Origin of the sequence: Kitasatospora setae KM-6054 (genome assembly GCF_000269985.1) — a bacterium.
GTDB classification, from domain to species: domain Bacteria; phylum Actinomycetota; class Actinomycetes; order Streptomycetales; family Streptomycetaceae; genus Kitasatospora; species Kitasatospora setae.
The window spans coordinates 7,767,646-7,788,286 of sequence record NC_016109.1 but is presented as its reverse complement, the minus strand read 5'-3'; the positions used below and the strand labels follow the sequence as shown (position 1 = coordinate 7,788,286).

Here is a 20,641-nt window from a genome sequence, read left to right as displayed (position 1 = left end):
GGTGGTTCCTCCATCGGCGTGCGGGACGTGGCGGGGCAGGACGTAGCGGGGCGGGACGTGACGAAGCGGGACGTGACGGGACGGGACCGCTTCACCGGGCGGCCGGGCCGGGAACGGCGCGCTGGACGGGTTCGCCCTGGGCGAGCCGTCCGGGCGGGGGCTGGACGGGGTGGACCTTGTCCACCGGCCGGTGCGCACCGTGCGGGGCGCCGGGGGCGACCGGGCGGGTGTCCGCGACGGCGGCGGCAGCGGCGGCCGGGGTCGCGGCGAGCAGGCAGGCCAGCAGGCCGGGGACGGCGGCCGCGAGCAGGGCGGCGCTTCGGGTGTGGGGTGTCATCGGTGCCTCGTGGTCACGGTCGGGCGCGGCGCGGGGAGGTCGCCGAGGTCGCTGAGGTCGCTGAGGTCGCTCGGGGGCCACTCGGGGTCGCTCGGGGCGGCGCTCCGACTCCGGTCGAAGTCGAGAAAGTGGTGATCCGATCAACGGGATGCCTAACCCACCGTCACCGGATTCGTGCGGACACGGACCGCTTTCCATGCCAACGGCGCAGCGAATCCGTCGTACACCCCCCGTTCGGGCCGCTCTCGGTTGCCATACGTAATCGCCGTGTCGAGCATGGCCAGGGATCTTGATCGTCGGAAGCACTGATCGGACATCAACCAATCGGCCCTCTAGTCGAGTTCACGGAGGAACCCGTTGCCCCGGACCTCACCGGCCAGACTCCTGGCCATTACCCTCAGTAGCGCCACCGCCCTCGCTCTCGCGGCCCCGGCGGGCGCGGAGGACACCGAGCCGGCCGTCGTGGTCAACGGCACCTTCGCCTCCCCGACCGTCACCGGCGCCTGGGCGAACGTCACCATCGACGGCTGGGACGGGCCCGGCCTGCTCTCCGCCTCCCGGGCCGCCCACCCTCGGGGCTACCAGGCCGCCTTCCTGGCCGCCGCCGACTCGGCCACCCCGCTCGCCACCCGGCTGCGCAACATCCGCGCGGGCGCCACCGTGACCCTCACCTGGGACGACAACCCGGACACCTGCGCGGGCAAGGACCTGGGCCGGCGGACGTACACGGTCTCGGTGGCCGGCGACGCCAACCAGCCCGGCAGGTTCGCCACCAACGAGCCGAACGGCAAGGCGAACTGGTTCCTCGGCCGGTCCTACTCCTTCACCGCGGCCGAGGACTCGCCGAAGGTCGCCTTCTCCTTCGACGCCTCCAACGCCTCCCAGAGCTGCCAGCCGTCGATCGGCAACGTGGCCGCCCGGCAGACCGCCCCGACCGCCCCGCCGAAGGGCACCTCCGACCCCTGCTCGGGCGACGCGGCGGGCGGCGCCCAGTGCAAGGACCTCGGCGACGCCAAGGGGGAGATCGCCAAGTGCCCGGCCACCAGCCGGGACTGCCTGACCTCGGTGGCCGGCGACGGCCAGCAGACCAACGAAGGCATCGGCCAACAGACCACCGCCGTAAAGGACTTCAACGACATCCCGCGCGACGAGACCCCGAACGCCGCCGCCCAGCACCTCTGCCCGCAGTCGAACGCCCTGATCGACGGCCTCCCGCCCGCGTACATGGTCATCCCGCCGAGCCAATGGGGTCAGTGCTGATGCTCCGTCAATTTCCTCATCTCACCGGATCGGTGCTGCTCTCCGCCGCACTCGCCCTGACCGTCCCGCCGACCGCCGCGCACGCCGCCGACACGGTCGACGCCACCGTCCCGAACGGCACCTTCGCCGACCCGGTCGCGCCCGACAACGGGACCCAGGCCGGGCACGCCGGCTGGTCGCCGGACAGCAACGGGGTGGTGTTCGGCAAGGGCCTGGCCCAGCACCCGCAGGGCTACCAGGCGGCCTCGCTGAACTGGAACGGCGCGCCGCTGACCATGCGCACCCGGCTGTGGGGCGTGAAGAACGGCTCCACCGTCACCCTCACCTGGGACGACAGCCCGAGCACGTACAAGGGCTGCAGACCGGAGCAGATCAAGGACGGCCAGACCTACAACGTCTCGCTGATCGTCGACGGGCCCGCGCCCGACCCGCAGGTCACCACCAAGGGCAGCGACACCGTCGGCACCGCCAACTGGACGGCGGGGCGCGCCTTCTCGTTCACCGCGACCGAGGACAACCCGATGGTCTCCTTCGACTCGGCGGAGCCCGCCGGGTCGCTCTCCTGCGGGCCGCTGATCACCAACGTGCGGGCCAGGCAGACGCCCGCACCGGTCGACCAGCGGATCCGCAAGGAGCAGCTGCCGCCGCCGAAGGCCTACCGCGGCAACGACCCACTGGAGCCGGGCGTGGCGGTGGACGACTGCGAGGGCTCGCCGACCACCTGCACGTTCACGGTCGACAAGCGGTACTCGTACCAGTACTACGGGCAGACCCGGATCGTCGGCGAGGTGTACCTGAACTGCACCCGCAACGCGATCACCGACGACCGGAAGCTGCAGGTCACCGAGCCGCCGTACGACAGCCTCACCCAGTACTACGCGCTCAAGGGCGCCCCGCTGCTGCCCAGCCGCTCCGAACTCGCCAAGAGCAGGCCCAACGTGGCGAGCCAGGTCGAGGCGGGGTTCAGCGTGGCGGGCGGGAACGCGGCGGCGGTGTCCACCAGCAACCCGCTGACCTGGAGCCGGACCACCGACAAGCCGCTGAACCCGGTGATCCAGCCCGGCGAGGTGAGCTGGATCGAGGTCCAGCCGGCCCGCGAGCGGGTGGTCGGCTCGTTCGCCAACTCCCGCAACAGCTACCGGCTGGACGCCACCTTCGACGTCCCGGCGACCTCGCTGCCGGACCGCTACTACCAGCGCACCGGCCCGCTCAGCGAGACCGAGCTGCAGCGCTGCGGCGCCACCCGGCCGACCGCCGGGACGCCCGACAACACGGCCGGCCCGGACAAGCGCCTCACCCCACTGGACACCCCGCCGTCCGACCGGGCCACCCGCGCCGTCCTGCTCAACCCCTGATCCCCGCAAAGCATTCGGCCGCCCGGAACCTCCGACTCCGGGCGGCCGCAGCCCTGTTCACCTACCTTTTGGAGCAACTCGTGCCGCCCACCCGCCTGTTGGCCCTCCCGCTCGGCGTCGCCCTCGGAGCCGCCCTCGCCTTCGCCCTGCCGTCGCCGTCCGAGGCGGCGGACACCGATCCGGTGCCGGTGACCAACGGGACGTTCTCCTCCCCGACCGTGCAGAGCGGCGACTGGACGTACGGCGTGGACGGCTGGACCGGCCCCACCGGCGTCGCCTCCACCACCCGGGCCGCCCACCCCAAGGGCCTTCAGGCCGCCACCCTGGGCTGGAACGGCAAGGCCGTCTCGCTCAGCACCCGGCTGCGCGGCGTCCGGTCCGGCGCGAGCGTGACGCTGACCTGGGACGACAACCCGGACTCCTGCGCGGCCTCCGGCTCCGGGCCGCGCTCCTACACGCTGACGGTCGCGGGCCCGGCCAACCAGCCCGGCAGCTTCACCACCAACGCCCCCGGGGCGAAGGCCTCCTGGTACACCGGCCGCACGTACTCGTTCACCGCCGCCGAGGACTCCCCCGAGATCACCTTCACCAACACCGCGGCCACCAACCCCGGTTGCGGCGAACTCATCACCGACCTCCAGGCCGCCCAGACCGCCCCGCCGCCCAAGGGCCCCGCCCCCGCCGACAAGAGCGACCCGTGCGCGGGCGACGGCGCGGGCAGCCCGGCCTGCACCACCGACGCCGGCAACAAGCAGCAGATCAAGGACTGCCCGGCCACCAGCCGGGACTGCCTGGGCGGCGTCGCGGGCGAGGGCGAGCGGGAGAATGCCGGCATCTCCCAACAGACCCAGGCCCTGGACGAGTTCACCAACACGCCGCGCGACCAGGCCCCCGACACCGCCGCCGACGCGCTCTGCCAGGTCTCGAACGCCCACACCGGCAACCTCGAACCGGGCGACACCGTCATCCCGCCCGGCACCTGGTGGTACTGCTGACCGTCCGCCGCCCAGCCGCCGGGCCCGGCCCGCCGCACGGATGGCTCCCGTGCGGCGGGCCGGGCCCGGCGGTCGTTCAGTCCGCTCGCGCCCACTCCTGACGATCCGTCAGGTAGTAGCGGTTGAGCGGCTGTTCGCCGACCGGGTGGGGGTCCCCCTCGTACACGCCCGCCTCGGCTCCCGGCAGGGAGCGTTGCGGGCGCAGGGTCAGGCAGATGTCCTTGGCGTTGAAGGTCTGGGCGACCACGGTGCTGATGTTGCTGCTGGACGGGCTGGTCACCAGGATGTTCCTGACCGCCATCCCGGTGCCGTCGACCGTCAGCACGCCGACCGTCCTGGTCATCGCGCTGAGCATGCCGAACTGCAGTTCCTCGCCGATGCCGACTTGGAACTTCACCTGGGTGCTCTCGGTGTTGGTGCGCTTCCACTCGTGCGAGTAGGCGGCCTTGAAGGCGAGTTGGAAGGCCGCGGTGGCGGTCAGTTTGAGCTGGCCGGCGCCGGTGGCACTGCCGCTGACGGTGGTGGTGACGCCGTTGGTGATGTCGGTGTTGGGGCCCTTGTCCTTGGGGGCGGTGCTGTCGGTGTGCGAGGTCTCGGTCTTGTTCGAGCCGGCGATCGTCCCGGACACGTTGGTGGTGTTGTCGATGGTGCCCTCGATGGTGGCGGATCCGGAGATCTCGCCGGCCAGGTTGTCGGTGGCGCTCGACTCCAGCACGACCGTCCGATAGACGTTGATCTTCTTGTTGGTGCAGTTGATGACGGTGTTGCCGACCGAAACCACGGCGGAGGTCCGTTCGGCGGTCAGGCCGGGGATGAACCGGAAGCCGCATCCGTAGTCGCGGCCGCAGCCGCGCGCGACGGCGGCCGCGTCAGGCAGCGGCGTGTCGCCGTCGAAGGCCCGGGCGACCATCTCCTCCACGGCCTGCTGCGGAACGGCCTCCTCGGCCGCCGCCGGGAGCACGGCCGGCCCGCCCAGCGCCAGCAGCGCGGCGGCCAGCGCCGCGACCCGCTTCACCGCTTGCTCCAGGTGCCGTCGGCGGCGCGCGCGTACACGGCGTCCGGCGCCCGTCCGGGCGGCTCCGGCGCCACCTCGACCGGGCCCGGTTCGACCACCGCCCGGCCGGGCGGGCGCAGCGACAGGCAGACGTCCGGACGGGAGAAGGTCTGCGCGACGATGGAACTGCTGGTGGCGATGGACGGGCTGTCCACCACGACGTTCTTGATGAACCGCCCGGTGTGGTCGACGGACAGCACGCCCACCACCCGGGTGACGGCGTTGATCGCGCCGAACTGGATCTCGTCGTTGGAGGAGATGGTGAACACCACCCTCGTGGTCTCCTTGACGCTGGCCTGCCACTGCTTGGCGTAGGACGCCTGGAAGGCCAGCTCGAAACTGGCCTTGGCCCCCAGGTGGAGGGCGTTGGAACCGGCCACGGTGCCGGTGATGTCCGTGGTGCTCTGGAACTTGTCCTGGGTGGTGGGGCCCTTGTCCTTGCTCGGCCCGTACTGGACGGTGCCGTTGGTGATGCCCGCCCCGAGGCTGCCCTGCGCCGAGGCGGTGACCGTGGTGTCGATGCTGCCGGTGACCGTGGCCTTGCCGGAGATCGAGCCGCTGATGTTGTCGGTGCTGCTGCTGGCCACCGTCAGGCTGCGGTCGATCTCCATGTCGTCGCCGGTGCAGTTGATCGCCGCGTTGCCGATCGACGCGACGGCGCTGCCGAACAGCCCGACGATCCGGTCCGTCACCCGGAACGTGCAGGTCCCGGGCCGGTCGCACTGGGCGGCCACCTCGTCGGGCGCGGCGAGCCGGGTGTCGCCGTCGTACGCCTCGGCGGCAGGCATCGGCGGCAACGGCTGCAGGCGCTCCGGCAACTGCTCCGCCCCGGCGACGGACGGCGCGCTGTCGGCGGGCGACGTGTTGCCGGTCAACGTGCTGTCGGCGGACGCGCTGTCTGCGGCCGCGACCGGCGCGGCGAGCGGCACCAGGCCGCCCAGGACCGCCAGTCCGGTCAGCGCGGCCCCGGGCGCGGCGGCGGCGCACCGGCTCATCCACCTGGGCCGGACCGTCCGCGCGGTCCGCGCCGTTCGTGCTGTCCGTACCGGGCGCGCCGTTCGCGCCGTTGGCGGGCGTGCGGAACCGACCACGGATGTGCTCCTCACTCGTCGACGACCCCCGTACCGAGCCGTCCGAGCGGGCACCGAGCCCGCGGACGGCCCCCCGGGCCCATCCTCCGCGACCTTCGGATCGCGGGCGAACGGTCGGTCGTCACGGGTGCGCCATTCGATGGGACATCACCCGGTGGGACGTCAAAGCGCGCCCAGCGGTGGCGGATCAGCCCCGACGCGGGGCCTTCCGCAGCGGGAACCAGCGCTCGGCGGCGGCGCGCGCCTCCTCCGTCAGCACGCTGTACGGGACGGGCGCGCGGCCCACCGCGACCACCAGGTCCTCCAGGTGGTCGCGCAGCACCCAGACGTCCGCCGGATCCGCGTCGTCGACACCCAGCGCCTCCGCCAACCGCCCGCCGTCGAAGCCCAGTTCGGCGCCGACCAGGTCCGCCCCGACCCCGGCCAGCTCCAGGTTGGCGCGCAACTCGGCGGCGGTACGGGCGCGCTCCTCGGCGTTCAACGACATCACGGTCTCCACGGGCGGACGGTGGGCGGCTGTTCCTGCCCGCATGCTACGTCCGCCGCGAACGGCCCGCCCCTCCCCCGCTCCCCCGCTGCCCCGTCTCCCCGCCGCCCTGCGCGCGGCGGTGCCGGTACTCGGCCAGCCAGCCGCGCACCTGCTCCGCGTCGTGCAGGTAGGGCTCGCCGGGGCCGGGGCGCAGGTCGATGCCGTGGAGCAGGTCGAGCGCCCAGACCGAGACCTCGTCCCACTCCCGCGCGTCGTCCCGCAGCAGCTCCCCGGCCCAGCGGTCGACGGCGTCCCGGTCGGCGGTACCGTCCGCGACCGCGGCGAGCCGCCGCTCGATCCCGTCCTCCGACGCCGTCATTCCGCCCTCTCCGCCCTACCCACCTGGTCTGCCTGGTCCGCCCTCTCCGCCTGGTCCGCCTGGTCCGCCTCGGCGGCATCCTGCGCGGCCATCACCTCGTCGCCGTGCGCGAAGGCCCAGGCGCCGACGACGTCGATCGCCGGCAGCAGGCTCCGCCCCAGTGCGGTGAGTTCGTAGGCCACGCCCGGGAGTTCGGGCTGCGGTGGGCGGCGGTCGACCAGGCCGTTGTACTGCAGGCGGCGCAGCGTCTCGGTGAGCACCTTGGAGCTGATGCCGCCGATCCGTCCGCGCAGCTCGACGTGGCGGCGCGGACCCTCGCGCAGGGCCCAGAGCACCACGGCGTTCCAGGTGTTGGAGAGCAGGTCGAAGGCGAGGCGGGCCCGGCAGTCGGCGAGCAGGGGATCAGCGGTCACGTACCAAATGGTGCCCGACCGGCTCCCTAGGCTCACTTCCGAGGTCGAAATCCCCGCGACCGTGCGCGCGGTCGGGGAACCCGGCCGCCCCGACACCTCTCTGACAGGAGCCAGTTGATGCGGATCGGCATTCTGGGCACCGGCAACATGGCGGACGCGCTCGGCACCCACTGGGCCCGCGCCGGGCACCGACTCACCGTCGGCGGACGGGACTTGGCGAAAGCCCGGCATGCGGCCGAACGGATCGGCCCCGGCGCCCGCCCCGGCACGCTGCGCGACGCGGCCGTGGACGCCGAAGTCGTGCTCGTCGCCCTGCCGTTCGGCGCGGGCGAGAAGGTCGCCCGGGAACTCGCCGGACCGCTCGCCGGGCGGACGCTGATCGACTGCGCCAACCCGGTCGGCCCCGGCTTCCGCCTGCTGACCGGCCACGGCCCTTCCGCCGCCGAGCAATTGGCGGCCGCCGCGCCCGACTCCCGGGTGGTGAAGGCGTTCAACCTCTGCCACGAGGACGTGTGGCGGATGCACCCGCCGGTCTTCGACGGCCGCCCGCTCGCCGTCCCGCTGTGCGGCGACGACGCCAAGGCCGTCGAGCAAGTCTCCACCCTGGTAAGCGACTTGGGTTGCACCCCCTATCCGGCCGGCAGCCTCGACCGGGCGGGCCTGCTGGAGGCCACCGCCGCCCTCTTTATCGGCCTGTGGGTCGGCGCCGGAGCGGACGTCCAGGCCATCGCGCCCCCGCTCGCCTACGCCTCCGGTCCGAACGGCGACTGACCGGCCGAACCCGCCCCGTCCACCTGCCCGCCCGCTCGCCCGCCCTCCCACCGCTCAGACGCCCCGGGCGACGACTGCGCGCACCGTTCCAGCAGCTCGTGCGCGTACTCGTCACCCGGGGCCAACTCCCCTACCACCTGCCGGGCTTCCCGGAGCCGCCCCTGCTCGCCCAGCGACCGGACCAGGACGTACAGGGCGTAACGGTCGCCGTCCGCGGCCCGCGCGTGCAGCGCGTCCGCCAGCCCCCGCTCCGCGAGCGCCCGGTCGAGCCTGCGGCGGGCGTGGACGTCGGTCGCGGCGAGCCGCTCCAGCTCCTCCAGCCGTCCCGCCGACGCCAGCAACTGCAGGTGCCAGAGGTGGTTGTCGTGGGCGTGGTAGTCGGCCGAGTAGCACGCGGCCCGGGCGCTCACCAGGGCGATGGCCCGGTCCCACTCCTGCCGCCGCTCCGCCTGCTCGGCCTCCTCGAACCACTCCACGGAGCCAGTGTCGCAGCGGCCACCCTCCTGAGCACCACCCCGTCCGGACTCCGCCTACCCCGCCGGCTCCACCCGCTCCACCCGCTCCACCAGCTCTGCGGCGAGTCCCGCCCAGGCCCGCTCCGGCACGCCCCCCTCGCCCAGCTCACCCACCCCGACCACGTGCAGGGCGACGTGGTCCGCCCCGGCCGCCCAGTGCTCGCGGACCTTGGCCGCGACCGTCCCGGCTCCGCCGTACGCCACCAGGGCGTCGACCACGGCCGGCCCCGGCGGGTCGCCCAACTCCGGCTCCGGGTGACCCGACGCGCGCAGCAGCTCGCGCCGGTTCGGCAGCGCGGCGGCCGCCAACCGCCCGGCGAGGACCTGCTCCGGGGTGATCGGCTCGGAGGTGGTCGGCTCGGGAGCGAGCACGCAGAGCTGGACGACGGCCAGCAGGCGGTCCGGGCCGAGCAGGCGGCGGGCCTCGCGGGTGTGGTCGACCGGCAGGCCGAACACCAGCGCGCCGTCGGCGCCCTCCGCCGCCACCTCCAGCATCGGCCGGCCCAGCGCCGAGACCAGCCGGGGTACCCGCGCCGTCGCCCCGGCTCCGGGCGGGCCGAACGGCGCCGCGTCCAGACCGGCCAGGTAGGCCCGGAGCGCGTCGACGGGCGGGCGGTAGGCGTGGCCACGCACGGCCTGTGCCAGGGGCGGGTGACTCTCCCAGAGCGTCGTCAGGAAACGTCCGGGGTGGGCCTCGTCCAGCGTTCGGGCTCCGGCGGCGGTGGCCACCGCGTCGCGGGCGTAGACGTCGGCCATCCCGCAGACGACGGCGATCCGTTCGCTCGCGGCCAGCAGCAGCGCCGCCTGCGCCATCGCCTCCCGGCCGCCGGTCTCCCCGAACCACAGCGCGCCGTAGCCCAGCCGCTCGGCGGCGGCGACCGCCCGGCGCAGCTCCGCGAGCGGCCACCCGTCCGCGTCACCCGCCCACACCCCGACCCGCCCGAGCGGCGGCAGCCCGCCCCGGCCGGGCCTGACGTCCGTTCGTCCCGCCTGCTCCATCTGCCCCACTCCGTCCTGTCCCGCACCGTCCAGGCGCATCCCGCTCCACCCCGGCACATCCGCGCGGCGGCCGCCCCGGAAGCAAAGCGGGGCGGCCCCCCACTTGACGGGCGCTACGATATGGAGGCCCACCCCGGTTAGCAAGCCGTCAGGAGCCCCGGTGCCCCCGAAGCCTCCCGCCTCCGTCCCCACCACCCCTCCTGCGCGGCGCCGGCCGATGCGCGCGGACGCCCGGCGCAACTACGAGCGGATCGTGGCGATCGCCGAACCGCTGATCGCCGAGCAGGGGGCGGACGTCTCCTTGGAGGAGGTCGCCCGGGTGGCCGGCGTGGGGTCCGCGACGCTGCACCGGCACTTCCCGTCGCGGCAGGCGCTGCTGGAGGCGGTGTTCAAGGGGCGGGTGGCCGTCCTCTGCGCGCGGGCCGACGAGTTCTCCGCCGCGCTGCCCCCGGCAGACGCCCTGATCGTCTGGCTGCACGCCCTCGGCGCCCACGCGGTGGCCAACCGCGGCCTCGGCACCTCCCTGCTGCGCGGCGCGCAGGAGGCGACCGGCGGCGATCCGGCCTTCGGCGCCGACTGCCACACGATGATCACCGACGCCGGCCAGCGGCTGCTCGACCGCGCCGCGGCCACCGGCACCATCCGCCCGGAGGTGACGGTCGTCCGCCTCCTCACCCTGGTCAGCGCGCTCGCCACCGCCGCCGAGGCCGACCCGGACGGACCCGCCGAGACCCGCCAACTGCTCGACCTCGCCCTGGCCGGCATCCACACCCCCGGCAGCTGACCGGCCGCCCCCGACCAATCGGGCAACCGGCCGGGTGACTCCCTTCGACCGGGCTCAGACCGCGCGCAGCAGGTGGTCCGCCGGGGCGTAGTCGATCTTCCAGTCGGTGTAGACCCCGAGCGCGCCGTCCCGTTCGCAGCGCAGCCCCACCGTCACCCAGCGGACCTCCCCGTCGGCGGTCAGCGAGAACGCCACCGCAGCCTCGAACTCGTCGCCGCCGCACGAGCATTCGGCGACCTCGGGCTCGGCCTCCTGCCACACCTCGGCGCTGTCCGCGAGGAACGCCCGCTGCTCGCAGCGCACGCACTCCCGCCCCGCGCACCCCTGGGCGTCGTCCACCCAGACGGTGAACACCCGCCCGCCGCAGCCCTCGCACACGCACCCGGCGAGCACCACCGGACGGTACTCGGCGGCACCGCGCAGGAACTCCGCGAGCTCTCCGGAGACAGCCGCCCCGACCCACTGTTCGGCATCCACGCCCCCATCCTCACCGCACCCACCGACACCCTCCCCTCCCCCCCTCCCCTCCCTTTCCGCCCCAGCCCCGCCGTCAGATCCGTCCGCTCCTGCGACGGGCGACCAACTCCCGGGCGGCGTCGGCGCAGTGCGGGAAGTCGAAGGCGAACCCGGCGTCCAGCAGGCGGCCGGGCACCACCCGCCGGCTCTTGAGCAGCAGCTCGGTGTCCGTCCGGAGGGCGAACGCGCCGAGCTCCGCCATCCAGCGGGTGGCGGGCAGGCCCACCGGCACGCCGTTCGCCCGCCGCAGCGCACGCATCAGTTCGCGCTGCGGCAGCGGGTTCGGCGCGGCCAGGTTGACCGGGCCGGTCAACCCCTCCGTCTCGACCAGGAAGCGCACGGCCCGCACGAAGTCCCGCTCGTGGATCCAGGACACGTACTGCCGCCCGCCCGCCACCGGCCCGCCCAGACCCAGCCGGACCAGCCAGGACAGCACGTCGAACACCCCGCCCCGGTCCGGACTGAACACCATCGCGGCCCGCAGCGCCACCTTCCGGGTGCCGGGCACGGCCGCCCGCTCCTGCTCGGCCTCCCAGTTCCGGGCGATCCGGACGCTGTACTCCCAGTAGTCCGGTACGCCCGGCTCGGTGCCGCCGATGACGCCGTCCGCCTCGTCGTTCGGGGCGTCGAAGCGGTGCGCGTACACCGTCGCGGTGCTCATCTGCAGCCAGACCCGGGGCGGCCGGGCCGCGGCGGCGATCGCCTCGCCGACCACCCGGGCCGAGTCCACCCGGGAGTCCATCATCTGCCGGAGGTTCTCCGGCGTGTAGCGGCAGCTCACCGTCCGCCCCGCCAGGTTGACCACGGCGTCGGCGCCGTCCAGCTGCTCGGCCCAGGCGCCGAGGGTCCGGCCGTCCCAGGCCACGTGGTGCGGGGCGGTGGGCGTCCGGGTGAGGACCACCACCTGGTGCCCGTCCGCGCGCAGCGCGCGCTCCAGCATCGTGCCGACCTGCCCGGTGCCACCGGGAATCACGTACTTCACGGGGAGACCGTACCCCGCAAATTGAACACGTTCAATTCACCTCTCCTCACCCCTCCCACTCCTCTCCCCTCCCCGCTCAGCCACTCCATCCCTCCGGCGGGCGGACCCAGTGCGCCCGGCGCTCGCCCGGCCCCAGGGGCTCCCGCCAGTACCGGAAGACCACCCCGGTTTCGATCTCCAGTCGCCCGGCGGCGATCAGCCCGGTCATCGGGGCACCCCCGCCCACGTCTCCCTCGAACGCGACCAGCACCCCGGGTGGCCCGCCGACCGACCGGGCCACCAGCGCCGCTTCCTCCGCCGTCGCCGCACGGAACACCGGATCCCGGAAGAATTCCTCTCCCACCACGAGCCGTCCGGCAGCTCGGGTATCACCGACATCACAGTCTCCTCTCCGCGGCCGCGGGCATCCTATTCGGGGGCGAACCGAAGGCAAGCGCCACATAAGCGCACCGAAACGACCTACCGGAACGACCCGCCGAAACGGCAGCCACCTCCTCACCGAGCGTGGCGGATCCGACCTCGGGGGCCCTGCCCGTTCCCGGACATTCACACCAGTCAACCGCCTTTTCTCTCCCAGATAATGACGGAGCGTCACTTGTTGACCAGCCGTCCGCGTTCGTGCGATCTTGCCTTTCGGCCGGGGACCGATCCGGTCACGCAGAGGCACAGGGGGACCTCGAATGGGCAAGAACGATTCCGCGCGGAACAGTGGCGAGACGCTCCGCCGCCGGGCGCTGCTGACGGGGGCGGCGGCAGGGGTCGCGGGCATCGCGGTCACGGCGAGCGCACCGTCCGCGGCGGCCGCGGCGACCACCGCGAGCGGGGTGGCCGACTGGTTCGACGTCAAGGACTACGGCGCGACCGGCGACGGCTCGACGGACGACACGGCGAAGGTGCAGGACGCGATCAACGCCGCGGCCGTGCAGGGCGGCACGGTGTACTTCCCGGTCGGCAAGTACCTGGTGAAGCCGGCCGACGCCAGTACGCCCGCGCTGGCCGTGGGCGGCAACGGCGTGCGCCTGGTCGGCGCGGGCAGCAAGGCGTCCATGCTGGTCAAGGGGGGCGACGGGCCGCTGCTGCGGATCTCCGGCGCGGGCCCGGACGCCACCGGCGCGACCCACCGGCGCTACTGCGCGGTGGAGGACCTCGGCTTCAACGGCAACGGCAAGACCGGCCTGGTCCTGGAGCTGTACTACAACGACAACACCGTCGTCCGGGACGTCTACATCACCAGCAACCTGGACATCTGCATCGACGGCGTGGAGCTCTGGGACTCGCGCTTCCACAACCTGGTGGTGGAGTCCAGCACCGGCCCGATCGGCACCCCCGGCGCGCCCAACATGTGGCTGCGCAACGCCTCCGCCGCCTCCGGCTGGGGCTCCAGCACCGACAACACCAACCAGGTGCACGTGACCGGCAGCCGGTTCGAGGCGTTCGGCACCGGCGCGCTGTGGATCACCGCCGGCACCGGCTCGACCAACAACCCGAACGGCATCTACGTCACGGACTGCAAGTTCGAGACCTCGCAGCTGATCAGCGGCCCGCACTTCAAGGTCGACGCGTCCAGCAAGCACGTGCACGCCAAGAACATCTACTGCTACGCGGGCAACTTCTCGTCGAGCCTCAGCCCGGCCCAGAAGACCGCCCAGAACATCATCGGCTGGGCCCCGGCTGCCTCCTCCCTGGAGGACGTGCTGATCGCCAACGGCTCGACGGCGACGGTCAATTCGGGCATCGACCTGTTCGCCGGCAACGGCAGCACCGCGTCGCTGCGCAACGTGGTCGGCCTGTACGGGACGGCGCCGACCGGCGCGCACGTGTACTACGAGTCCTCCTCCACCGGCGACTTCCGGCTGGAGAACACCTACGGCAACCAGGGCGCCCAGACCAGCGGCACCGTCCCGGGCACCAACGCGCCCAACCCGGCGCTGCGCCAGGTCGCCGGGCCGGTCTCGGACGCCTCGTTCCAGCGCACCCCGGCCAACGGCACCCTCGCCGTCGACACCGTCAACGGGCGGCTGTACGCGCGGGTCAACGGCGTGTGGAAGTCCGCCCCGCTCAGCTGAACCGGATCGGGGCGGGGGTGGGCCGCTTCGGCCCACCCCCGTTGTCCGGCAGCGCAATTGACGATCTCTCAGAGAGCTTCTGCCCAGGGCGGGTTGGCGCCCGGCACCGCGACCGTCCGGGCCGCGACGCGGGCGGCGAAGGCGCAGGCCCGTTCGAGGCCCTCGGTGGTCAACGAGTCGAGCCGGCCGCCGAGGTGGCCCTGCGCGGCGAGGGTGTGCAGCAGGCCGGCGGTGAAGGAGTCGCCCGCGCCGACGGTGTCCGCCACCGGCGTCGCGGGAGCCGCCACCCGGACCCGCCGGCCGTCCAGCGAGGCGAGCGCGCCGCGTTCGCCGAGCGTCACCACCACCAGCCGGACGCCCGCCGCGTGCCAGTGGTCGCAGGCGTCCTCGGGGGTGGTGCCGGGCAGCAGGACGCCCAGGTCGTCCTCGCTGAGGCGCAGCAGGTCGGCCAGTTCGCACCAGCGGCCGATCCGCTCCCGGTAGGTGTCGGGGGCGACCAGCAGCGGGCGCACGTTCGGGTCGATCGACACGGTGGCGTACGGCCGGGCCTCGGCGAGCAGGTTCTCGATCCGCGGGCCGCCGGGTTCGCGGGCCAGCGCGAGCGAACCGGTGTGCAGGCAGACCGATCCGTCCCGGCAGGCGGCGTCCAACTCCTCCCGGGTCCACTGCCAGTCGGCGGCGCCCTCCGCGTGGAACGAGTACGTGGCCTGCCCGTCGGCGTCGAGGGCGGCCAGCGCGAGGGTGCTGGGCTCGGCGGCCGCGACGGTGTCCGCCAGATCGACGCCGGAGCCGGCCAGGTGCGCACGGAAGAGCGCGCCGAACGGGTCGGCCGAGATCCGGCCGACGAACCGGGTCGGCGTCCCGAGCCGGGCCAGCGCGACCGCGGTGTTCGCCGGGCCGCCGCCCGGCAGCACCCGCAGCACGAGCTCGCCCGCCCGGGCCCCCTCCCGCTCGACGAAGGCGTCGGCGACGCACTCCCCGACCACGGTGATCTGCCGACCCGCCATCGAAACCAGCCTCCCCACAGGGCGAACGCACATCCGGCGGTCCGGACTCCATCATCGCGACCCACCCGTAGTCAACGCGCGGACCGCCGCCGAGTCACCGATGTACGTTTCAGCGGGCCCGGGTCGGCAACCCTCATCAAGTGGGAGCGCTCCCAAAAGTCTTGACGACCCGAAGGACTGTCTGGCTTCATATGGCGAGCCCGTGAGCGGCACGAGTGGGAGCGCTCCCGATTATCCCTCCGCCATGACCGGGCCCCCTCTCCCCCATCCCGCGCCCCGGTTCCACGAACGTCTCGGACCACCCCACCCCCACCGGACGCCCCCACCCGCGTCCAGAGAGGAACGAGACCGATGCGCCTCCCCCTGCGCCGACGCCTGCCGCACCACCTGCCGCACCGTCCGTCGAGCCGCCTGTCGCGCCGCTTGGCGGGCTGCGCCGCGGCCCTGGCCGCCGCACTCGTCACCACCCTGACCGCCCCCGCCGCCCCGGCGGCCCACGCCGCCACCAGCACGGCCGGCAGCACCGCGGCGGCCGCCACCACCACCGTCACGGCCACCACAGCCGCCGCGGGCGCCGGCTACTGGCACACCAGCGGCCGGCAGATCCTGGACGAGGCCGGAAACCCGGTGCGGATCGCGGGCATCAACTGGTTCGGCTTCGAGACCGGCAACTACGTGGCCCACGGCCTGTGGAGCCGCGACTACAAGTCGATGATCGACCAGATGAAGTCGCTGGGCTACAACACCATCCGGATGCCGTACAGCGACGACATCTTCAAAGGCACCACCCCGGCCAGCCTGAACACCGCCAACGGGATGAACGCCGACCTGGTCGGCCTGAACTCGCTCGGCGTGATGGACAAGCTGGTCAACTACGCCGGCAGCATCGGCATGAAGGTCATCCTGGACCGCCACCGGCCGGACTCCGGCGGGCAGTCGGCGCTCTGGTACACCTCCTCGGTACCGGAGTCGACCTGGCTGGCGAACCTCAAGACGATCTCCGCCCGGTACGCGAACAACTCCGCCGTGATCGGCATCGACCTGCACAACGAGCCCCACGACCCAGCGTGTTGGGGCTGCGGCGACCTCGCCACCGACTGGCGGCTGGCGGCCCAGCGCGGCGGCGAGGCGGTGCTGTCGGCCAATCCGAAGCTGCTGGTCTTCGTCGAGGGCGTGCAGAGCTTCAACGGCAGCTCCTACTGGTGGGGCGGCAACCTGCAGGGCGCCGGCCAGTACCCGGTCCAACTGAGCGTCCCCAACCGGGTGGTGTACTCGGCGCACGACTACGCGACCAGCGTGGCGCAGCAGACCTGGTTCTCCGACCCGAGCTTCCCGTCGAACATGCCGGGCGTGTGGGACAAGAACTGGGGCTACCTGTTCAACCAGAACATCGCCCCGGTATGGGTCGGCGAGTTCGGCACCACACTCCAATCCACCGTCGACCAGACCTGGTTGAAGGCCCTGGTGCAGTACCTGCGGCCGACCGCGACGTCCGGCGCGGACTCCTTCCAGTGGACGTTCTGGTCCTGGAACCCCAACTCCGGTGACACCGGCGGCATCCTGAACGACGACTGGACGACGGTCAACACGGTCAAGGACGGCTACCTGGCCTCGATCAAGGCCCCCGGCTTCGGATCGACCGGCGGCGGCACGGGCGGCGGTGACGTCCAAGCACCTTCCGTTCCGGCCGGGTTGACCGTCACCGGCACCACGGCGAGCAGCGTGTCACTGTCCTGGACGGCGTCCACCGACGACACCGCGGTCACCGGCTACGACGTGTACCGCGGCGGGACGAAGGTCGCCTCGGCCACCTCCACCTCGTACACGGACAGCGGGCTGAACGCGGCGACGGCGTACAGCTACACCGTCCGGGCGAAGGACGCGGCGGGCAACGTGTCGGCCGCCTCGGCGGCGGTGACGGCGACCACCGCGACGAACGGCGGCGGGACGAACGCCGGGTGCGCGGCGACGATCGCCCTGAACGACTGGGGCAGCGGCCTGACCGCGACGGTCACCGTCACCAACACCGGCAGCACGCCCACCACGGGCTGGCAGGTGGTCTGGACGTGGCCCACCGCCCTCCAGATCACCGGCAGTTGGAGCGCGACCGTGGCCCGCAGCGGACAGACCGTCACCGCGACGAACCTGCCCTACAACGGAACGCTGGCCCCGGCGGCCGCCACCTCGTTCGGTGTCCAGGCGACCCGGAGCGACGCCGCCGCCTCCGCCACCGCGACGGCGGTCTGCACCGCGACCTCCTGATCCGCTCCGCCCACCACCCGTTCACCGCCGACCGGTTGCCCCCGGTCGGCGGTGAACGCGCTTGTACGGTGCGGCGGTTCGGTTCCACCCGGGCCACTCGGGGGCGCCCGGGGACGCCAGGGGACGCCCGGGCCGCCCGGGCCGCCCGGGGCCTCCTGCGCTTCAGGCGACGCGCCGGGCCTCCAGGAAACCGGCGCCAGTGAAGTCCCCGACCGGCGGGAGTCCGCGCCCGAGGGAGGCCGCGAACGCGTCGATCGCGGTGAAGTCGGTCCGCCAGCCGTGTGCGTCCAGCCAGTCGGCGGTACCGGTGCCCAGGCCACCCCGCCACAGCGCGGTCATCTCGGCCAGCCCCGCCACCACGGGCACCCCGGACACGTCCCGCCCCTGCTCGGTCAGCAGCCGACTGCCGGGGGCCGACAGTCCGCCGACGGCAGCGAGCAGCCCGGCGGCCTGCTCGGCGTCCAGGTAGACCAGCAACCCCTCGGCCAGCCACACGGTGGGCTCCCCCGGGTCGAACCCGGCCGCGAGCAGCCGCTCCGTCCACCCCGGGTCCGCCAGGTCCGCGGCCAGCGCGATGCGCTCGCAGCGCGCCCCGGCCGCCCGCTCGTCGAGCACCCCCTGCTTGAAGTCGAGCACCACAGGCAGGTCGATCTCGAACAGCCGCGTCCCCGACGGCCACTCCAGCCGGTGGGCCCGGGTGTCGAGCCCAGCGGCGAGCAGCACCACCTGACGGACCCCGGCGGCGAGCAGCCGGTCGTCGTAGAACCGGGTCCGCATGATGCCCCTGGCCACCAGCACCCGGGCGAACGGCTCCGTCGGCCCCGCCGTGGGCAGCGGAGCGCCGGCGGCCTCGATGAACGCCAGCGCGTAGGGATCGGTGAAGAGCGGCTCCGACTGGGCGCTCTCGTAGGCGCGGACCCGCGCCACCGAGAGCGCAGTGCGGGAGACGGGGCTCAGCCGGGCGGCGGCGGGGTGCGTGGCGGGGGCGGAGTCTGCGGCCTCGTTCGTCGTCATGTCCGCAAAACTACATCGCCGCAGATGCATCTGTGAAGATACATCTGCGGCGATACGTTACGCGTCATCGATGACCCCGCATTGGATGTCGGAGCATCGATGTCGGAGCATCGATGTCGGAGCATCGATGTCGGAGCATCGATGTCGGAGCATCGATGTCGGAGCATCGATGTCGGAGCATCGATGACACGTCATCCAATGACTCGTCACCCGTGACTCGTCATCGATGCCCAGCCACCAATGTCCTGACATCGATGCTCCGACATCGATGACACGTCACGAATAATGCATCCCCAGCGATACATCGGCACCGATGCAGCAGCCGACGGCACGGTAGCCTGTCCGCCATGGACGGCGTACGGCTTCTGCGACTGGGCAAGCGGCTCACCGAGCTGGGCCGGGCGATGGTCACCGACCACGCCTCGGAGACCCTCACCCCGGGCGAGATCGCGGTGATCTCGGACGTCTACCAGCACCCGGGCAGTTCGGTGCAGGACATCCGGGCCCGGACCGGCTTCGCCCAGAGCCACGTCTCCACCTCCGTCGCCCGCCTGCGCGAGCGCGGCCTACTGGACGCCACCGCCGACCCGGCCGACGGACGCCGCACCCTGCTGTCCGTCTCCGCGCTCGCCCGCGGGTACGTCCGCGCCCGGGCCACCCGCCCAGCCGAACCGCTGCTGGCCAAGGCCCTCGCCGACCCTGCCCAGGCCCAGCGGGCGGCCGAACTGCTCGACGAACTCGCCGCCCTCCTGCTCCCCACCCCGGCCCCCACCTCGCCCCGGCTCCCGCTCCCGCCGCACCCGGGCGGGGCCGCCACCTGAGGGCCTCCGGAGCCGGCAGGGCCGGCCGCTCCGGGCAGCGGCGGCGGGCGTCCGAGGGGCGCCCGCCGGCGCCGTCGGTGAGCATGGAACGGACCGACCGACGCACCCCGCGGTCCGAGCCCAGCGCACGGAGGCCATCGAAATGATCCAGATCGCCGACATCCGGGAGTGGCGCGGCCACGACGTGGTCGACCAGGACAGCAAGAAGATCGGCAGCCTGGAGAACGTCTACGTCGACACCGCCACCGACGAGCCGTCCTTCGCCACCGTCACGATCGGCATGCCCGGCCGGCACCGGCTGGTGTTCGTCCCGGTCGCGGACGCGGTGGCCGGTCCCGGCTACCTGCGGGTGCCGTTCAACCGCAACGACGTGAAGAACTCGCCGTCCATCGGCACCGACGACGTGCTCGCCGCCGAACAGGAGCCCGAGGTCTTCGCGCACTACCACCTTGAGTACGTCACCGGCGCGGGCGGCGAACGGCGGCTGGCCCGCCGCTGACGCCCGCCGACGCCCGCACGCCACAGCGGCCGACCGCAGCAGCCCGGGCCGCCGCGCCCCGGGCCGCCGCGCCCCGGGCCGCCGCGCCCCGGGCCGGCGCTGCGTCGGCCCGGCACCGTTCAGGCCGACAGCAGGTCGGCCAGTCCGCCGTCCCAGTCGATCCGCTCGGACTCGCTGCCCAGCGGCACCAGTTCGGCGGTGGCGGCGAGGAAGGCCGCGATCGCGGCGCATTCGGCGGTGAGCACCACCGTGCCGCCCGCGCCGCCGAGCGCCAGGCACAGCATGCCGTCGTCCAGCGGCGCGAAGTGGATGTCGCCGTCCCCGACCGGCCCGTGCAGCGAGGCCAGCAGCATCTCCCGGGACAGCACCCAGCGGGCCCCGGCGGCGCGCGGGCCGAATTCCAGGCTCACCGCGTACGGGTCGTCGGGCCGGTAGCGCCAGTCGGTGTCGAGGCGGACGGTGGTGCCGTCGGGGGCGAGCAGGTGCAGGGTGATCCGCTCGGTGACGGGGCCCATGGCGGTGCTCCCTTCCGTTTCTCGCGGGTGGTTCGCGGGCGTTTCGCGGGTGGTTCGCGGGTGAGGCCGCCCGGCCGTGCGGCCGGCCGGTCAGGCGGCCAGATGCTGCCGGTGGTCCTCGACGTGGGCCTTGAAGGCGGCGAGTTCGTCGATGACCCGGCGGTCGGTGAAGCCCAGGCCCTCGACCACGTGGTCCCACAGCCCGTGGGGTTCGGTGTCGAGCTGGAGCATCAGGCGGGTGGTGCGGTCGGTGACCCGGTGGAAGGTGACCACTCCGGAGTGCCCCGGCAGTTCGGGGCCGCCGCTCCAGGCGATCCGGTCGAGCGGCAGGACTTCGGTCGCGGTGGCGCCGCGCCCTGCTCCGCCACGCATGCACGCGGGGAGCGGGGCGTAGGCGGTCCACTCGCGGTAGACGGCGCCGATCGGCGCGTCGATCTCGATGGATTCCTCGATCCGACCCATGGGTTTTCCCTCCTCCGCCGGGGCGCGGCCGCCGACTGCGGTCCGCGTCGGGGGCCGTCTGCCCCGCCCGTCGCG

At 73.4% G+C, this 20,641-nt stretch carries 24 protein-coding genes; 9 read left to right on the top strand and 15 right to left on the bottom strand.

Annotation, left to right across the window (positions count from 1 at the left end; all coding sequences use genetic code 11):
- Window positions 1–91: 91 nt before the first annotated feature.
- Entirely contained in the window at window positions 92–337 is a 246-nt protein-coding gene (locus tag KSE_RS34205) for a hypothetical protein (protein ID WP_033259325.1), read from the bottom strand.
- 357 nt (window positions 338–694) lie between these two features.
- On the opposite strand from KSE_RS34205, the gene KSE_RS34200 reads away from it, so the two are divergent.
- The 3 genes from KSE_RS34200 to KSE_RS34190 all read left to right on the top strand — a co-directional run bounded on the left by KSE_RS34200 (window position 695) and on the right by KSE_RS34190 (window position 3,947).
- Entirely contained in the window at window positions 695–1,597 is a 903-nt protein-coding gene (locus tag KSE_RS34200; protein ID WP_014139966.1) for a hypothetical protein, read from the top strand.
- Window positions 1,591–2,952, top strand: coding sequence for a hypothetical protein (locus tag KSE_RS34195; RefSeq protein WP_148283207.1), 1,362 nt, complete (start codon window positions 1,591–1,593; stop codon window positions 2,950–2,952). The genes KSE_RS34200 and KSE_RS34195 overlap by 7 nt, the downstream gene beginning before the upstream one ends.
- An 80-nt stretch (window positions 2,953–3,032) precedes the next feature.
- Window positions 3,033–3,947: a hypothetical protein gene (locus tag KSE_RS34190; protein ID WP_033259326.1), complete on the top strand. Its 915-nt coding sequence runs from the start codon at window positions 3,033–3,035 to the stop codon at window positions 3,945–3,947.
- A gap of 76 nt (window positions 3,948–4,023) precedes the next feature.
- Here the strand turns inward: KSE_RS34190 and KSE_RS41700 are convergent, their stop codons facing one another.
- The 5 genes from KSE_RS41700 to KSE_RS34165 all read right to left on the bottom strand — a co-directional run bounded on the left by KSE_RS41700 (window position 4,024) and on the right by KSE_RS34165 (window position 7,353).
- Window positions 4,024–4,962, bottom strand: a complete 939-nt coding sequence (locus tag KSE_RS41700; RefSeq protein ID WP_051055525.1) for a hypothetical protein — start codon at window positions 4,960–4,962, stop codon at window positions 4,024–4,026.
- On the bottom strand, window positions 4,959–5,996 hold the full coding sequence (locus KSE_RS34180; protein WP_014139962.1) for a hypothetical protein: 1,038 nt from the start codon (window positions 5,994–5,996) through the stop codon (window positions 4,959–4,961). The genes KSE_RS41700 and KSE_RS34180 overlap by 4 nt, the downstream gene beginning before the upstream one ends.
- 283 nt (window positions 5,997–6,279) lie before the next feature.
- Complete coding sequence (locus tag KSE_RS34175; protein WP_014139961.1) at window positions 6,280–6,591, bottom strand: DUF2316 family protein; 312 nt, start codon at window positions 6,589–6,591, stop codon at window positions 6,280–6,282.
- 34 nt (window positions 6,592–6,625) lie between these two features.
- Window positions 6,626–6,940: a hypothetical protein gene (locus KSE_RS34170; protein WP_014139960.1), complete on the bottom strand. Its 315-nt coding sequence runs from the start codon at window positions 6,938–6,940 to the stop codon at window positions 6,626–6,628.
- Window positions 6,937–7,353: a winged helix-turn-helix transcriptional regulator gene (locus KSE_RS34165; protein ID WP_014139959.1), complete on the bottom strand. Its 417-nt coding sequence runs from the start codon at window positions 7,351–7,353 to the stop codon at window positions 6,937–6,939. Before KSE_RS34165 ends, KSE_RS34170 begins: the two co-directional genes overlap by 4 nt.
- A 117-nt stretch (window positions 7,354–7,470) precedes the next feature.
- On the opposite strand from KSE_RS34165, the gene KSE_RS34160 reads away from it, so the two are divergent.
- On the top strand, window positions 7,471–8,124 hold the full coding sequence (locus tag KSE_RS34160; RefSeq protein WP_014139958.1) for an NADPH-dependent F420 reductase: 654 nt from the start codon (window positions 7,471–7,473) through the stop codon (window positions 8,122–8,124).
- Here the strand turns inward: KSE_RS34160 and KSE_RS34155 are convergent.
- Window positions 8,097–8,600 carry a hypothetical protein gene (locus KSE_RS34155; RefSeq protein WP_014139957.1) on the bottom strand — a complete coding sequence of 168 codons (504 nt, stop codon included), beginning with the start codon at window positions 8,598–8,600 and terminating at the stop codon, window positions 8,097–8,099. The genes KSE_RS34160 and KSE_RS34155 overlap by 28 nt on opposite strands.
- 54 nt (window positions 8,601–8,654) lie before the next feature.
- Complete coding sequence (locus tag KSE_RS34150; RefSeq protein WP_014139956.1) at window positions 8,655–9,638, bottom strand: LLM class flavin-dependent oxidoreductase; 984 nt, start codon at window positions 9,636–9,638, stop codon at window positions 8,655–8,657.
- 160 nt (window positions 9,639–9,798) lie between these two features.
- On the opposite strand from KSE_RS34150, the gene KSE_RS34145 reads away from it, so the two are divergent.
- Window positions 9,799–10,422: a TetR/AcrR family transcriptional regulator gene (locus KSE_RS34145; RefSeq protein ID WP_231873261.1), complete on the top strand. Its 624-nt coding sequence runs from the start codon at window positions 9,799–9,801 to the stop codon at window positions 10,420–10,422.
- Between the two features lie 54 nt (window positions 10,423–10,476).
- Here KSE_RS34145 and KSE_RS34140 read toward each other — a convergent pair whose 3' ends face one another.
- From KSE_RS34140 to KSE_RS34130, 3 genes are all read right to left on the bottom strand, one after another.
- On the bottom strand, window positions 10,477–10,899 hold the full coding sequence (locus tag KSE_RS34140; protein WP_014139954.1) for a hypothetical protein: 423 nt from the start codon (window positions 10,897–10,899) through the stop codon (window positions 10,477–10,479).
- 73 nt (window positions 10,900–10,972) lie between these two features.
- Window positions 10,973–11,920, bottom strand: a complete 948-nt coding sequence (locus KSE_RS34135; protein WP_014139953.1) for a TIGR01777 family oxidoreductase — start codon at window positions 11,918–11,920, stop codon at window positions 10,973–10,975.
- 76 nt (window positions 11,921–11,996) lie between these two features.
- Complete coding sequence (locus tag KSE_RS34130; protein WP_033259327.1) at window positions 11,997–12,266, bottom strand: hypothetical protein; 270 nt, start codon at window positions 12,264–12,266, stop codon at window positions 11,997–11,999.
- Between the two features lie 334 nt (window positions 12,267–12,600).
- Between KSE_RS34130 and KSE_RS41695 the strand changes: the two genes are divergently transcribed.
- The gene (locus KSE_RS41695; protein ID WP_014139951.1) at window positions 12,601–13,986 is read left to right on the top strand and encodes a glycosyl hydrolase family 28-related protein; all 1,386 of its coding nucleotides are present in this window, start codon (window positions 12,601–12,603) and stop codon (window positions 13,984–13,986) included.
- A gap of 68 nt (window positions 13,987–14,054) precedes the next feature.
- Here KSE_RS41695 and KSE_RS34120 read toward each other — a convergent pair whose 3' ends face one another.
- Window positions 14,055–14,993 carry a carbohydrate kinase family protein gene (locus tag KSE_RS34120; protein WP_014139950.1) on the bottom strand — a complete coding sequence of 313 codons (939 nt, stop codon included), beginning with the start codon at window positions 14,991–14,993 and terminating at the stop codon, window positions 14,055–14,057.
- Window positions 14,994–15,344: 351 nt separating this feature from the next.
- Here KSE_RS34120 and KSE_RS34115 point away from each other — a divergent pair, with 351 nt between their 5' ends.
- Window positions 15,345–17,255 (top strand): cellulase family glycosylhydrolase, encoded by a 1,911-nt coding sequence (locus KSE_RS34115; RefSeq protein WP_014139949.1) that lies wholly within the window; start codon window positions 15,345–15,347, stop codon window positions 17,253–17,255.
- Window positions 17,256–17,417: 162 nt separating this feature from the next.
- Here the strand turns inward: KSE_RS34115 and KSE_RS34110 are convergent, their stop codons facing one another.
- Window positions 17,418–18,269, bottom strand: a complete 852-nt coding sequence (locus KSE_RS34110) for an SAM-dependent methyltransferase (RefSeq protein ID WP_014139948.1) — start codon at window positions 18,267–18,269, stop codon at window positions 17,418–17,420.
- A gap of 347 nt (window positions 18,270–18,616) precedes the next feature.
- On the opposite strand from KSE_RS34110, the gene KSE_RS34105 reads away from it, so the two are divergent.
- Window positions 18,617–19,090, top strand: a complete 474-nt coding sequence (locus tag KSE_RS34105; protein ID WP_014139947.1) for a MarR family winged helix-turn-helix transcriptional regulator — start codon at window positions 18,617–18,619, stop codon at window positions 19,088–19,090.
- 142 nt (window positions 19,091–19,232) lie between these two features.
- Entirely contained in the window at window positions 19,233–19,589 is a 357-nt protein-coding gene (locus KSE_RS34100) for a PRC-barrel domain-containing protein (RefSeq protein ID WP_014139946.1), read from the top strand.
- Window positions 19,590–19,708: 119 nt separating this feature from the next.
- On the opposite strand, the gene KSE_RS34095 is transcribed toward KSE_RS34100, so the two are convergent.
- Window positions 19,709–20,104, bottom strand: coding sequence for an SsgA family sporulation/cell division regulator (locus KSE_RS34095; RefSeq protein WP_014139945.1), 396 nt, complete (start codon window positions 20,102–20,104; stop codon window positions 19,709–19,711).
- Between the two features lie 90 nt (window positions 20,105–20,194).
- The gene (locus tag KSE_RS34090; protein WP_014139944.1) at window positions 20,195–20,566 is read right to left on the bottom strand and encodes an SRPBCC family protein; all 372 of its coding nucleotides are present in this window, start codon (window positions 20,564–20,566) and stop codon (window positions 20,195–20,197) included.
- Between the last annotated feature and the right edge of the window lie 75 nt (window positions 20,567–20,641).